The 13,472-nt window shown below is 47.6% G+C and carries 10 protein-coding genes; 8 read left to right on the top strand and 2 right to left on the bottom strand.

Annotated elements, in window-relative coordinates:
- Positions 1-13 precede the first annotated feature (13 nt).
- Together ACMUEV_RS07320 and ACMUEV_RS07315 are read left to right on the top strand one after the other, a co-directional pair.
- The gene (locus ACMUEV_RS07320; RefSeq protein ID WP_190652763.1) at positions 14-1,441 is read left to right on the top strand and encodes an amidohydrolase; all 1,428 of its coding nucleotides are present in this window, start codon (positions 14-16) and stop codon (positions 1,439-1,441) included.
- Between the two features lie 154 nt (positions 1,442-1,595).
- A complete protein-coding gene (locus ACMUEV_RS07315) occupies positions 1,596-4,808 on the top strand; it encodes a glycoside hydrolase family 15 protein (RefSeq protein WP_190652764.1) in 3,213 nt (1,070 codons plus the stop codon).
- A 308-nt stretch (positions 4,809-5,116) separates the two neighbouring features.
- Here ACMUEV_RS07315 and ACMUEV_RS07310 read toward each other — a convergent pair whose 3' ends face one another.
- Positions 5,117-6,883 (bottom strand): tetratricopeptide repeat protein, encoded by a 1,767-nt coding sequence (locus tag ACMUEV_RS07310; protein WP_190652765.1) that lies wholly within the window; start codon positions 6,881-6,883, stop codon positions 5,117-5,119.
- A gap of 163 nt (positions 6,884-7,046) precedes the next feature.
- Positions 7,047-7,997 (bottom strand): biotin synthase BioB, encoded by a 951-nt coding sequence (gene bioB / locus ACMUEV_RS07305; protein WP_190652766.1) that lies wholly within the window; start codon positions 7,995-7,997, stop codon positions 7,047-7,049.
- Positions 7,998-8,187: 190 nt separating this feature from the next.
- Between bioB and ACMUEV_RS07300 the strand changes: the two genes are divergently transcribed.
- The 6 genes from ACMUEV_RS07300 (at position 8,188) to ACMUEV_RS07275 (ending at position 13,432) form a co-directional block, all read left to right on the top strand.
- Positions 8,188-8,826: a biotin transporter BioY gene (locus ACMUEV_RS07300; protein WP_017289796.1), complete on the top strand. Its 639-nt coding sequence runs from the start codon at positions 8,188-8,190 to the stop codon at positions 8,824-8,826.
- A 52-nt stretch (positions 8,827-8,878) separates the two neighbouring features.
- Positions 8,879-9,397 carry a signal peptidase II gene (lspA, locus tag ACMUEV_RS07295; RefSeq protein WP_017289797.1) on the top strand — a complete coding sequence of 173 codons (519 nt, stop codon included), beginning with the start codon at positions 8,879-8,881 and terminating at the stop codon, positions 9,395-9,397.
- Positions 9,398-9,600: 203 nt separating this feature from the next.
- Positions 9,601-10,971: a gluconeogenesis factor YvcK family protein gene (locus ACMUEV_RS07290; RefSeq protein WP_017289799.1), complete on the top strand. Its 1,371-nt coding sequence runs from the start codon at positions 9,601-9,603 to the stop codon at positions 10,969-10,971.
- The gene (tsaE, locus tag ACMUEV_RS07285; RefSeq protein ID WP_190652767.1) at positions 10,965-11,420 is read left to right on the top strand and encodes a tRNA (adenosine(37)-N6)-threonylcarbamoyltransferase complex ATPase subunit type 1 TsaE; all 456 of its coding nucleotides are present in this window, start codon (positions 10,965-10,967) and stop codon (positions 11,418-11,420) included. Before ACMUEV_RS07290 ends, tsaE begins: the two co-directional genes overlap by 7 nt.
- A 118-nt stretch (positions 11,421-11,538) precedes the next feature.
- Complete coding sequence (locus tag ACMUEV_RS07280) at positions 11,539-12,741, top strand: NAD(P)/FAD-dependent oxidoreductase (RefSeq protein WP_190652768.1); 1,203 nt, start codon at positions 11,539-11,541, stop codon at positions 12,739-12,741.
- Positions 12,742-12,790: 49 nt separating this feature from the next.
- Complete coding sequence (locus ACMUEV_RS07275; protein WP_017289802.1) at positions 12,791-13,432, top strand: HAD-IA family hydrolase; 642 nt, start codon at positions 12,791-12,793, stop codon at positions 13,430-13,432.
- The last annotated feature ends 40 nt before the right edge of the window (positions 13,433-13,472 follow it).

Genomic DNA, 13,472 nt, shown 5'->3' with positions numbered 1-13,472 from the left:
GATATCGTAATCTATGAGCTTTACAATTCAGAATGTTTTGATTCCAGACGATCAGGGTTACAAAACCGTGGACGTACAGATTCAAGCGGATCGTATTACTGCGATCGCGCCGAATTTACCCGCGGTTGGAACGGTGATCGATGGCAGTCATCAGCTTTTACTACCTGGATTTGTCAATGCTCATACGCACTCTTCTGAGATGTGGCAACGCGGCATCATTCCTCCGAGTCCACTTGAACTCTGGATTGCAGAACTGTACGAGTTTACGCCTCTCGATCCAGAGCAAGCTTATCTCAGCGCGGTTGGAACAGCTGTTGAAACATTAATGACGGGGGGAACGAGTGTTGTCGATCATTTAGTGTTGATCCCAGGTCGGGAGCTTGAAACGATCGCGGCTGCGGAACGAGGCTATCGCGACGTCGGAATTCGCGCCTTTATTGCACCGCTGATTCAGGACGAAGCCTTGAGTGCGGGTATTCCGACTGGAGGCGATGAAGTAAAACACAGCAGTTATCAAGCGACAACAGAAGCAATGCTCGATTTGGTACAAACGGCTGTAGAAAAGTTTCATCGTCCTGACGAAGGCGTAGAAATTATGGTCGCTCCCACGGGCATTCAAATGTGTTCAGATGCTTTGTTTGCCGGCTGCATTGAATTGAGCGATCGCTATAATCTCAATCGCCATGCTCATCTTTTAGAAACCAAAGCACAGCAACTTTTAGCACAAGAGAAGTATGGCTGTAGTGCTGTGCAACATCTGCAAGAGATTGGATTTCTCAGTCCGAAAACTTCTCTCGCTCACTGTGTTTGGCTTGACGATCGTGATATCGAAATTATGGCAGAAACGCGATCGACCGTCGTACATAATCCTCTGAGTAACCTACGTTTAGGCAGCGGCATCGCGCCGATTTTGAAATACCGACAAGCCGGGGTGAATGTCTCATTCGGATGTGATGGCTCAGCCAGCAATGATTCTCAAGATTTGCTAGAAGCTATCAAAATGGGGTCAATTTTGCATAATGTGACCGATTTTGATTATCTACACTGGATCACGCCTCGACAAGCTGTAGAAATGGCATCGCGAGGAGGTGCTATCGGATTAAATCGGGCTGATCAATTTGGTTCACTAGAAGTTGGCAAAAAAGCCGATCTCGTTCTATACAATCTCAAGAGTTTATCGTTATTGCCGAGAACTGATCCAATTGGGTTACTGATTTTGGGTCGTCCCGTGAGTGTAATAAGTCATGCTTGGGTGAATGGGAAACAAGTTATCTCAGATCATGAAATTTGTAATGTTAGCGTCAATGATCTTGCAGGGAAATTGTTTGAGCAAAGTGAATGGAACCCGAAACGAAAATCGGCAGCAGTTGCCCAAACAGAGGCGCGATATCGATCTGTGATGGGATTGCCTGAAATCGCGATCGAGCAGTCTTCAACATAAATGATTGCGCCCCATTGCATTGAATTTGAAATTGAATTGGGAGGAAAGCCGAACTACAAACCTTAAGACAAGATGAAATAATAACAACAACTTCGGTTAAGATCTTCAGATCTGTCCGAATGTCGTCTTTCAACTCTTAACCCTGAATCCCGCTATGGCAACTTCCGCAGTTGATCTCGCAAATCGTCTTGATCGCTATTATGAGCAGGTTCAAGCGATTATTTTGAGTCGCCAAAATCCGATCTCTGGATTGCTGCCCGCGAGTACGGCGATCAACGAACACGGGAACTATACCGATGCCTGGGTACGAGACAACGTTTATAGCATTTTGGCAGTTTGGGGATTGTCACTTGCGTATCGCAAATTTGATGACGATCGTGGACGTACCTACGAGTTAGAATATAGCGTTGTCAAACTCATGCGCGGATTGCTCAATGCCATGATGCACCAAGCGCAGAAAGTGGAGAAATTCAAAGAAACTCAGAATCCTTTAGAAGCACTCCACGCCAAATACGACACCGCTACCGGATCAACTGTTGTTGGCGATGACGAATGGGGACATTTGCAGTTAGATGCGACTTCAGTGTTTCTCTTAATGTTGGCGCAAATGACAAATTCGGGATTGTCAATTGTGTACACGATCGATGAAGTCAACTTTGTCCAAAACTTGGTTTATTACATTGGTCGCACCTATCGCACTCCTGATTACGGAATTTGGGAACGTGGCAATAAGATCAATCATGGCAATCCAGAATTAAACGGCAGTTCTGTCGGGATGGCAAAAGCTGCGCTCGAAGCTATGAGCGGCTTAAATCTGTTTGGAACGCAAGGCGGACAAGCTTCGGTTATTCACGTGTTGCCGGATGAGATTGCAAGATGCCGCACGACATTAGAATCACTGCTACCACGGGAATCAAGTTCTAAAGAAGTAGATGCAGCGTTATTAAGCGCGATCGGGTTTCCTGCATTTGCAGTCGAAGACTCGGAATTAGTCGATCGCACTCGCAATAAAATCATTGATTTACTGCAAGGTAATTACGGCTGTAAGCGCTTCCTCCGAGATGGACATCAAACCGTTATCGAAGACACGACCCGATTACACTACGAGCCATTTGAACTGAAGCAATTCGAGCATATTGAATGCGAATGGCCGTTGTTTTTTACCTACCTTGCCTTAGATGGAATTTTTAGAGGAGATCGCGCACAAGCTCAAGCTTATCTCGATCGCTTAGATACCCTCACTGTCGAGCGAGATGGCTTCAAACTGTTACCCGAGTTGTACATTGTTCCAGAAGAGTTGATCGAAGCTGAGAAAGCTGCTCCGCGTAGCCAAATTCGCGTCCCCAATGACAATGTCCCGTTAGTTTGGGCGCAGAGCTTATATCTGCTTGCTCAAATGCTGCATGAGGGCATCATTTCAGTCGGAGACATTGATCCGTGTGGACGCTATCTCCGTCGAGGACAACGCCGCAAAGCAACGATTCAAATTGCTCTAATTGCAGAGGACGAATCACTACAGGTCAAGCTTGAAGCCAATAACATTACGACTCAAACGCTCAAACAAGTTGAACCGATTCAAGTCCGACATGCTCGTGAACTTGCCGCAGCTTATACCTACGTTGGGCAAAACTCAAAATTAGCACTCTCAGGTCGTCCTCAGCGACGAATGCGAAGTCTGACCACTGCAAGGGTTTACAAGATCAAGAAAGATACGATCGTCTTTCTTCCCTCATTTCTCGAACCTGAGCGTTTCTACCTCACATTGGACTATCACTTCCTCGTCTCTAATATCAAAACCGAACTCGCTTACATTCATCGACATTGGCAAAGTTTAGGCAGACCGATTGTCACCTTACTATTGACCAAAGAGATGTTTGAACTGGGTCGAGAAGCATTACTGGATCTCGCTCAAGAACTTCAAGCTGGACGATGTGGTGATATTCCGGTGCAGTTGGGACAGCTTAAACAGTTCATTCTTACAGCAGGAACGGAGCGAATTGATTCACTCCATGCGTTCAAGTTTGAAACTGCTTCGGTTGCTAGATTGAGTGTGTCTCGCTATCATCTGGGCTTCGATCCCGATAAAACGCATCCACTCAGCATTTCACAAGAGTTCAAACTAGAGTACGAATCGGATGTCAAAGTTTTACTTGACAGCTTACGATCGTCGCAAAATCTCTATGAACAAGTTGAGCTACTCGGAACCTTAGCTCGATTAGAGGGATTAGAGTTTGACACCGGATTAGCAGGCGCAGGAAAACCAGTCACAGTGCGAGACTTGCTTAATGAGAGCTATGCAAGAGCAAGTAAGGGAGATTCGAGTGGACAGCCTTACTGGAGCTTACTGCGGCGTTGTGCAGGATTGCTGGATAAAGTCGATGTTGGGCTTTCTGATGCGGTCACTGATATTCTGGTCAGGCAGAAACAAATTGCGATCGGACGAGCGTACAGCGAAGATTCTTTGATTGTGCAACCGCTTCCACACACTGAAGTACTAGAAAAAATTCGTCAGTTCTGTCGCGAAGATATTAGCGATCGCGTTCTCACGCAAGAAGTGATCATCTATCTCAGTTTGCTGATTAAAGCAGAACCCAATCTTTTTAAGGGATTACTGACACTGCGAGTCGGCTATCTGATTTTGCTGATTACGACTGATCTGGCTCGTGAGCTAGACCTAACGCAAGACGAAGCTTATGAGAAGTTAATGACTCTCAGCCCCTTTGAGATTAAAACTCGACTGCGGCAGATCGTCGTTGGTTATGCTGACTTGAACAAAGCATTACTCAAGCAAGAATCTCTGAAAGTTAAACTGCCCAAACAAGCGATCGATTGGGTTGTCATCGTCGATCAAGCGGAGGTCGAACCGACTGCTCAAGATTGGTGGCGCAAACGTCAATTAGATGGTGCATTAAATCGCGTTCCGCCAGACTTCTATCCGAGTGTGTGGAAGGTACTCCATCACTGCAAAGGCTTAGTCGTCGGAGACAAGCTCGAACGCCGCAATCGGTTAGAAAGTGAGTTCTTGACCACAGAAATGACCGCAGGCGAAAAGAACTTTGCTTTGAAAATTGAGCATTTGCTGAACAAAATGCAAGCTCCTGAGTATCGACAGGCGAATGTTGAAGCTTTGATGGAACTTGCTGCGATCGCAGAACGCAACCCCGATTTCAAAGTAGAAGAATACATCGTGATGGATGTCCTCATCGGTCACGCAGTTCGCTTAGCTTGGCTTGATAAACATCCCGAACATCACGATCGCTATGATGAGTTCAAAGGTTCAGCTTGGCGATCGTTCTATGAAACTTCACCTTATGACTGTGCGAGTTTTGTAGCAAAAGCAATGCAGTTCCTGACTCAATTGGGTTAGTAGTCAACGGCATTCATTGTGGGGAGTAGGGAGTAGGGAGAACCTAAACTCAGATTGCTTTCTATCTCTCCATATCCCTATCAGAAAACGTTTGAAAAGTATTGTTTATCGCATTCACCCACCCGTGATTGAAAATCCGGGCTAACAGAACGAAGTTCACTAAAGGGACTAATAGCCAATCAGAATAAGCTCTTCAGTCCTTTTCAAAGGACTTCGCACGGTTAGCCCCGAACTTCCAGTCCGGGGCGAGCTAGAACGGAGCGGCAACCTGTTGATACGTTTTCTATCACAGGTTGCTTTCAATCCCATTAAGTCGCAGGTTGCTCTAATGCGCGAATTGCATTCTGGGCATTCTGCTGAAGATTTCTTGCATTTTGAGCTTGATAGAGTCGAGCTGCTGCGCGATAGTCTTTAATCGCAGAACTGCGATCGCCTCTTTTTGCTGCAATGTTTGCTCGATTAAAGTAAGCATCTGCTAATTTCGGATCGAGCCGGATTGCTTCGTTATAGTCTGCAAACGCTTGATCAAAGTTGCTATTCTTCGCGTATTCCACTCCTCGGTTGTAGTAAAGATTCGCAGCACGATTCGCAGGGGTGGGACTGAGATTGAGCGCTTCGGTATATGCTGCGATCGCAGCATTGTGATTGCCCTCTTTCGACTTGCGAATGCCTTCCTCAAACCAGCCATCTGCAGTCGCAATTTGAGGACGCGAATTTGGGAAAGGTTGGAACAACGCCCAAAGCACTGCCCCAAAGAGAGCCAGTACCGCTAAGCTTGCTAGTCCAAGCCGCACTAGTTCTGGAGAAATATTGCGCTCTTGCAGAAACCGCGAGGCTGGATCAGTTGCAGGTTCGACTGCTTCATCCGACGATCGCAAAATTCGACGATTTCTGAGAAATTGAGTCAATCGATCGCCAGTCGTCGGAGCTTCGACGGGAATCTCATTCTCCACAGGAGCTTCGACCGATGCTTCGACAGGGACTTCGATTTCTGTGGGGAGGGGGGCAAGCGTTGCATTTGCTGAATCTACTGGCAGCGGTTGTGTGACTAACGGATTGTCTTGCAGCCCGTATAGTTGCCGCAGTTGCATTAACTCAGCTTGAGTATTGTCGCTTAACGGAGACTCGCGCTGACTGACTTGTTCGCGGATGTTTTCATACTGGCGCTGTTTCTCAGCTTGCTGACGATGCGGAAGTAACGCATCCTCTCGAATCGCATTCGCAATATTTTCGGGAATGCCTTCTTTGATCCGGAGCGCTTCTAAAATGTTGTGCCCGACGATCGAGATTTCTCCTTGACTTGCTAGGCTCATTGCTTCTTGACGGAAGTTCAGATAAGGCGCATTCACAAGCTGTATGAAATAGCCTTGCTCTTGGCTGTGTAGAGTTGGGGATAGAGCAGGCAAGCTATCTTGTAGACGGGTCGCAATGTAAGCATGAAGCTCGGTGACATTAATTTCGCCTCGCATCGGTTGGTTCGCTGCACCGTCTGCCATCCCTGTTTCAAACGCATCAATGATCAATTGGGTATAGGTTGAATTGCGATTCGATTTGTGTTTGGCAGAGTACTCGATCGAGATCGGAGAAGTCAGCAAGGCACGGCTTGGACTGACGAAGGATGCGGCGATCGCACTAAAGTCTTCGGGGGCGATCATGTCTTTGGCAAACGTGCCGCTGAAGCAGCAATCGAGAATCACAGTTTGCTGGCGAGCCGGACAGGACTCAAGTTCGGCTTTGAGTTCAGACAGCGAGTAGGCTGTTTGTTCTAAATGCGATCGCGACGTATTGCGACAAGGCAGAAACAGTTCTCTTTGATCAGTGACGATGGCGTTACCCGAAATGTAAATTAAAACCGTTTCGTTCGGGTCACGCAGCGTGCAGAATGTCTCGATCGTGTCTCGAATCTGCTGGAGGGTTGGATGATTGAGAACCGTGACCTCATCGGTACGACTTGCGCCAATATCAGGACGGCGAAGGAGTTCTTGCAGAGCAGCAACATCGCGATCGGGTGCTGCCAGGGGCTGCAAATTGGCATCATCGTACTGACCAATGCCGATGAGTAGTGCTTCTGTCATATCAGATCCCCCGACTAGATGAATGGAACACAGAGTTGATGACTGAATTGCAGCAGAAATCTACCGAGTCGTATCAGAAATTATCTGCAAGCAAGCTAAGCTTTTCAAGCACTTTCTAAGATTTGCTTGAAATTCAGTTTCATTCTAGTGGCTCGACGCGATTCTAAAGCGGTTTTGGAATCATTCCTAATCGATCGAGAATTAATTCTTCATCGTGCGATCGCTCTGGGTTCGGTGCTGTTAATAACTTCGCACCCGTAAAGATTGAATTTGCCCCTGCAAAGAAACACATCGCCTGCAATTCATCACTCATTTCAGTCCGACCCGCAGACAGCCTTACCATTGCCTTTGGAAAGAGAATCCGAGTTGTCGCGACCATCCGAACGAGCGCGATCGCGTCAATCGGTTTTGCCGCCTCCAAAGGCGTTCCGTCGATTGGAATCAGTGCATTAATGGGAATCGATTCAGGAGGCGGATTTAATTTTGTGAGAGTTTCGAGGAGCGATAAGCGATCGTCGATCGTTTCACCCAATCCGACAATTCCACCACAACAGACGGAAATTCCTGCGTCACTGACAGCGCGAATCGTCTCTAGTCGATCTTGATACGTCCGAGTCGTAATAATTTTGTCGTAGTACTCTTCAGAGGTATCGAGATTATGATTGTACGCCGTGAGTCCCGCTTCTTTGAGTTGTTGTGCCTGATGCGGTTTCAGCATTCCCAACGTGCAGCACACTTCTAAATCCAAGGCTGCCACTTGTCGCACCATGTCGAGAACGCGATCGAACTGTGATCCATCTTTCACTTCTCGCCAAGCCGCACCCATACAGAACCGAGTCGAACCTCCTGCTTTTGCGGCTCGTGCTTCTTCAAGAACCGCATCGAGTTGCATCAAAGGTTCCGGCTTCAAGCCTGTATTGTGATGCACACTCTGAGCGCAATAGCCGCAATCTTCCGGACAAGCCCCACTCTTAATATTGCCGAGCGTACAAAACTGAATCGCCCGCGGATCGTGATGTTCGCGGTGTACCCGCTGCGCCTCAAATAACAAGTCTGGAAAAGGCTGGTGATAAATCTGGGCAATGCGATCGCGCGTGTGAACAGCAGAAATCATGAGCAACAGTCGAGAAAGAACGATTCTTTATCATCGGTGATTCTGACCTGAGATACAATCTCGACTGCCGGATTTTGTTTTGAGTGGGAATTGGAGACTGGAGAGACATTTTTTAGATCCTCTACCCCCTACTCCCCACTCCCTACTCCCCCATTCTCCCATCTACCCTCTTTCAATGTACAATTCCACGATGATGACCCGAACCCCTTCCCGCCAACGTCCTCCGGTTCGTCCTAAACGATTTCGGATCACGCTCACCGACATGCTGTGGGCACTGATTGGGCTGATGTTGACGATTGGTGGAACCTTGCTTCGAGCCACGATCGCAGGCGCACCCTGGGCATGGACACCCCAAGCGGTTCCCCTCCACTTTTTAGGAACTAGCTATCAGATTGGAGCCGTTTTACTGATTGGCTGTTTGGGAGGGAAAAATGCAGCCGTCATGTCGCAGATTGCTTACCTTGCTCTGGGACTTGCTGGATTTCCCGTCTTTTCTCAAGGCGGCGGCATTCAGTATATGAGTTCACCCGGATTTGGATATTTGCTCGGATTTGTCCCGGCAGCTTGGATTTGCGGATATCTCGCTTTTCGGGTGCCCCCGCGCTTGGAATCACTCGCTTTTAGTGGATTGTGTGGAGTCGTCGTGATTCATGCGATCGGGATTCTGTATTTAATTTTCGGATCGATATTCCGCTGGATCAATTTCGGCGAACAGTCGCTGTGGCAGGCTTTTCTCTCCTATTCGGTTAATTTGTTGCCCGGACAAATGGCAGTCACGTGCTCGGTTGCTGTCCTGGCGTTTGTGCTCCGACGGGTGATGTTTTACTAACAGAACCAATTTTCTGTGAGAATTGAGTATCTTGCCCTTTGCTGATTCTTTCATGCTGAGAAATCGTTTTTTCTGGATTGCCGCGATCGCAGGATTACTCCTTGATCGGTTGACGAAATTGTGGGTCGTGAAAACGATGGTATTGACCATTCCGCCCCAAGAAACGATCGTGATTCCAGGGATTTTACATTGGGCGTATGTGATCAATGATGGGGCAGCGTTTGGGATTTTATCGGGGAGTCCGATTCTGCGGTGGTTGTCACTGCTTGCCAGTGTCGCATTGATGGCGTGGGCGTGGTTTGGGCGGAGAATGCTGCGCTGGGAGCAATGGGGTTACGGATTGGTCTTGAGTGGAGCGCTCGGAAATGGCATCGATCGCTTTGTACTCGGGCATGTTGTCGATTTTATTAAAGTGCCATTCGTCTATGTTCCTTATCCCAACCCATTTCCGAACTTCGTTTGGATTCAGTTTCCAATTTTTAATCTAGCGGATGTTTTTATCAATCTGGGGATTATTTGTCTCCTGATTGGAATTTATCGCACTCCCGACACGCCCAAAAATTCTAATTAAATCCGCAATTACCACAGTTATTCAGTAAACTTTGCGTAAAGACTTCCCGGGTTTTGAGGCGATTTCTGAGAAAACAGAGTAGTTGTCAAATATCACTCAAAGATCACTACGTTGCATTTTTCTGAACGGGCGAGTCCCCTTGAGAGTCAAAAGTTAGTGTGTCCTGCTGAGATAGTTCGAGCCGTTTGAAGTTGAAAATCCACATGACGAGCAACCGTTTTTTGAAACGAGCCATTCGCGTTTCGCGATCGGCATCACAACGGCTCCCCAATCGAGCCAATCACTGGTTTAAGTGGCTATCTCCGGGGTTACTGGTAAAGCGCTGGATGTTTATCAGTGCCAGCGGGGTGTTGTTGATTCTACTGGGAGTGGGAATTTGGAGCAGACGGACTCCAGTGTTTCATCTTACGCAGTTGTTCGGTGATTTGCTCGAATTGCTGACTCGCTTAATTCCGAATTATGTCAGTGGACCGCTCGTCCTGGGTTTGGGCTTGTTGCTGGTGTTTTGGGGACAAAAGCGCACCGTCCGCTCCATCAGTGAAGTTTTGATGAGCGATCGCGATGAAGAATTAGTCGATGTGTTGATTAATCATCGCAAATTAAACCGAGGCGCGAAAGTCGTTACAATCGGGGGCGGAACCGGGTTATCGACGCTGCTGCGGGGCTTAAAAGTGATCAGCGCCAATATTACCGCGATCGTGACTGTGGCAGATGATGGTGGATCTTCGGGGCGACTGAGACGAGAAATTGGTGTACTGCCACCCGGAGACATTCGCAACTGTATTGCAGCTTTAGCGGATGAAGAAAAACTTTTAACCGAATTATTTCAATATCGATTTAAAGCAGGCGATGGTTTAGTCGGGCATAGTTTTGGGAATTTGTTTTTAACCGTATTGAGTGATATCACCGGAGATTTTGAACGCGCGATCGCAGCCAGTTCTAAAGTTTTGGCGATTCGAGGACATGTGCTCCCTGCGACGTTGAGTGATGTCAGGCTTTGGGCAGAACTTGCTGATGGACGCTATATCGAAGGCGAATCGAACATTACAGAAGCACGGGGAAAAATTGTCCGCATGGGCTGTAAGCCTGCCAATCCGCCTGCATTGCCGAAAGCTTTAGATGCGATCGATGAAGCGGATTATATTGTGATTGGACCGGGAAGCCTCTATACCAGCGTAATTCCGAACTTACTCGTTCCAGAAATTGCAGAAGCGATTTCCGCTCGACAAGTGCCTTGCATCTATGTGTGCAATATCATGACGCAGCCTGGAGAAACCGATGGCTATTCGGTCGCGGATCATATTCAGGCCATCGATCGTGCGTGTGGACAAAGATTATTCGATTCAGTACTCGTTCAGAAAACGCCACCTTCTGCCAAAGCGTTGATTCGATACGCTCAAGAACAGTCTCATCCGGTGGATCTCGATGCGGATGCGGTGACGCAGTTAGGTCGGCAAATCATTCGTGCCAATATTATGATCGAAGATGAAGAGACGGGCTATGTCCGCCATGATTCGCGGCGCTTAGCACGGGTGATTTATCGATGGTCGGAACGGGCACGGCAAAAATGGTAATTGAACTCCAAAATGCAGCAGCAACGCGATCGCTCGGCATTCAACTCGGTCAAGTTTTACCCGCAGGCACAGTTTTACTGCTTCAGGGCGATTTAGGCAGTGGCAAGACTTCTTTAGTGCAAGGAATTGGGGAAGGCTTGGGAATTCGAGATGCGATCGAGTCTCCGACCTTCACGCTGATCAATGAGTATTTAACCGGAAGAATTCCGCTCTATCACTTTGATTTGTACCGATTAGAGCCAGAGCAAACGGCAACGCTTTATCCTGAGATCTATTGGGAAGGCATTGAAGTGGAGCCGGGAATTTGCGCGATCGAATGGGCAGAGCGGTTAGCATTTAAGCCAGATTCCTACCTTGAGATAGTTCTGACCTATCAAGACGAAGGACGCAAGGTAGAAATTCAGGCGATCAAGGATGCGGTGATTCCAGAATTGAGAATCCGAACTTAGAATAGTTTAGAGAGTGTTTGAAACGTATCAATTTCCTCGCTTCGTGTCGGGAGCGGGTGAATGCGATGAACGATACATTTCAAACATCCTCTAAAGTAGCCCTTTCCTGCGTTGCCCTATGTCTCAGACTCCTGCAAAAATCTGCATTCTCGGTGGTGGCTTCGGAGGCTTGTACACCGCACTTCGACTCAGTAACCTTCCTTGGGGAAGAAACGAGCAGCCCGAAATTACGTTAGTCGATGCGCGCGATCGCTTTGTCTTTTCGCCGTTGCTGTATGAATTAGTCACCGGAGAACTGCAATCTTGGGAAGTTGCTCCGCCTTACGAAGAATTGCTCGAAGACACAACGATCCGATTTCGCCAAACGGCGGTTGCAGATATTAATACCGACACGAAACAAGTCCGACTCGCAGATGGTGGACTGCTCGATTACGATCGCTTAGTGCTGGCGATGGGCGGCGAAACTCCGATGGACAGGGTTCCAGGAGCCGCAGAATTTGCCATTCCTTTTAGAACGATCTCGGATGCCTATCAACTCGCAGATCGGCTCCGTCAGTTAGAAGCATCTGATACCGATAAGATTCGAGTTGCAGTCGTTGGAGCCGGGTATAGCGGGATTGAACTAGCTTGTAAACTCGCGGATAAGTTAGGCGATCGCGGTCGAGTACGCGTGATCGAAGTCGGAGATCAGATTTTGCGATCGTCGTCTACGCATAACCGCGATGCTGCCACAAAAGCCCTCGAAGAACGCGGAGTCTGGACAGATTTAGAAACCTCGGTTGAATCGGTTGGTGCTGGAAGTATTTCACTGTTGTACAAAGGGGTCGTTGATACGATTCCAGTCGATTTGGTGCTGTGGACAATCGGGACGCGCATGAATGAAGTCGTCAAGAATTTGCCACTGAAACAAAATGAGCGCGGTCAGATTCTCGTCACTTCGACATTGCAAGTTGTGGATCATCCTGAGATTTTTGCTATTGGCGACTTAGCAGATTGCAAGGATGCCGATGGTCAGCAAGTGCCTGCCACTGCACAAGCTGCCTTTCAGCAGTCTGACTATACTGGGTGGAATCTTTGGGCATCGTTGAGCGATCGCCCATTACTGCCATTTCGGTATCAATATTTTGGCGAAATGATGACTTTAGGCATTCATGACGCAACTTTAACCGGGCTTGGCATTCAATTAGAAGGCACTGCGGCTCACTTAATCCGCCGTTTAGCGTATTTAAATCGGATGCCTACTTTAAAGCATCAACTCCGTGTAGGATTCAACTGGATCACTCGCCCAATTATTTCCGCGATCGCGCAAATGGGTGAATAATTAGAAGGCTATTGGGTCTGTTCCTAGTTGAAATCGGGATTTTGTTGTTATGAAACGCCCCCAAGTGGTGTTTTTTGATGCTGTTGGTACATTATTTGGTGTGCGAGGAAGTGTCGGGCAAGTTTATCGAGAAATTGCTCGTGCTCATGGTGTAGAAGTCGATGCCGCGAAGATTGATCGCGCATTTTATGAGAGTTTCAAGGCTTCTCCGCCCTGTACATTTCCAGGAGTGGATGTATTAGAAATTCCGCAGCTTGAGCAGCAGTGGTGGAATACGATCGCACAACAGACTTTCGATCGGGCTGGCGTTTTGCATCAGTTTGCAGATTTTTCTGAATTCTTCTCAGATCTCTACTACCATTTCGAGACTGCAAAACCTTGGTTCATTTATCCCGATACCGTTCCAACGCTAGAAAAATTGCGCTCTTTAGACATCCCGCTCGGAGTTTTATCAAATTTTGATTCCCGATTATATAAAGTTCTAAAAGCGTTGAATCTAGAAGATTTTTTCGACTCAATTACGATTTCAACAGAAGTCGGAGTCGCAAAACCCGATCCAAAAATTTTTGCGATCGCGCTTGAGAAACATGATTGCCAGCCTGAGAATGCTTGGCACATTGGCGATAGTCAGCAAGAGGATTATGAAGCGGCGAATGCGGCAGGGTTGCGGGGAATTTTGCTGAATCGGTAGCTGTTTTTTGTGAGTAGTTTGTCCCGTTGAAAATGGTAGG

It is taken from the genome of Leptolyngbya sp. FACHB-1624 (assembly GCF_047649235.1).
GTDB classification, from domain to species: domain Bacteria; phylum Cyanobacteriota; class Cyanobacteriia; order Leptolyngbyales; family Leptolyngbyaceae; genus Leptolyngbya; species Leptolyngbya boryana.
The sequence above is the reverse complement of the archived record's forward strand: the minus strand, read 5'-3'. Positions and strand labels throughout refer to the sequence as shown.

Bases quoted from the DNA above. Each gene is read 5' to 3' on its own strand.
- bioB (WP_190652766.1), bottom strand. From the start codon at position 7,997: ATGATTTCTGCTGTTCACACGCGCGATCGCATTGCCCAGATTTATCAC.
- ACMUEV_RS07310 (WP_190652765.1), bottom strand. From the start codon at position 6,883: ATGACAGAAGCACTACTCATCGGCATTGGTCAGTACGATGATGCCAAT.
- ACMUEV_RS07275 (WP_017289802.1), top strand. From the start codon at position 12,791: ATGAAACGCCCCCAAGTGGTGTTTTTTGATGCTGTTGGTACATTATTT.
- ACMUEV_RS07315 (WP_190652764.1), top strand. From the start codon at position 1,596: ATGGCAACTTCCGCAGTTGATCTCGCAAATCGTCTTGATCGCTATTAT.
- ACMUEV_RS07300 (WP_017289796.1), top strand. From the start codon at position 8,188: ATGATGACCCGAACCCCTTCCCGCCAACGTCCTCCGGTTCGTCCTAAA.
- ACMUEV_RS07280 (WP_190652768.1), top strand. From the start codon at position 11,539: ATGTCTCAGACTCCTGCAAAAATCTGCATTCTCGGTGGTGGCTTCGGA.
- lspA (WP_017289797.1), top strand. From the start codon at position 8,879: ATGCTGAGAAATCGTTTTTTCTGGATTGCCGCGATCGCAGGATTACTC.
- ACMUEV_RS07290 (WP_017289799.1), top strand. From the start codon at position 9,601: ATGACGAGCAACCGTTTTTTGAAACGAGCCATTCGCGTTTCGCGATCG.
- ACMUEV_RS07320 (WP_190652763.1), top strand. From the start codon at position 14: ATGAGCTTTACAATTCAGAATGTTTTGATTCCAGACGATCAGGGTTAC.
- tsaE (WP_190652767.1), top strand. From the start codon at position 10,965: ATGGTAATTGAACTCCAAAATGCAGCAGCAACGCGATCGCTCGGCATT.